General features: G+C 40.6%; 1 protein-coding gene. It reads right to left on the reverse strand.

Features of this window, described 5'->3' with window-relative positions; genetic code table 11:
* Positions 1-85: 85 nt before the first annotated feature.
* On the reverse strand, positions 86-556 hold a 471-nt coding region (locus EJK17_RS11325; RefSeq protein ID WP_201738288.1), incomplete at its 5' end, for an SLAP domain-containing protein.

Raw genomic sequence — 556 nt, forward strand, 5'->3', positions numbered from 1 at the left:
TATACAAAAAAGACAGATCATTACGATCTGTCTTTTTCTTATCGATTAGCGTTAGCCGCTACATCTTTAGTTGTTAAACTTCTGATTAACGGAAGTTAGCTACCTTGATGTATTGGTTCTTACCGATGCGGTAGAATTGCTTGTTGAACAATGAACCACCGTATACAGTTACCTTTTCGCCAGCCTTAACTTTTCTTAAGCTACCACGGTGACCCTTCTTAGGCATCTTAACTGCCTTACCTGAGGTCTTGTAAACTTTCTTGCCGTAAGCAGTGTAAACGTATGAGTTCTTAGTAACAGTCTTTTCAACACCGTCGATGTTTGAAGCCTTTACAAAGTGACCAGTACGCTTGCCAGCAGCGTCAGCAATTTCGTACATCTTTGAACCCTTGATGGTTACAGTAGTTGGGAATACTGATACTGCGTTGTAAGCACGAAGCTTAGCTAAGTTCAATTGGTTACCATCCTTGTCGTAAATTGCGGCAATGTGGTTAACAGTCTTAGTTACAGCTGATTCAGTTGGAGTTGAAACCTTACCGTTAGGAACATTTACAGT

The sequence above is a fragment of the Lactobacillus xujianguonis genome (genome assembly GCF_004009905.1).
In the GTDB taxonomy this organism is placed as follows: domain Bacteria; phylum Bacillota; class Bacilli; order Lactobacillales; family Lactobacillaceae; genus Lactobacillus; species Lactobacillus xujianguonis.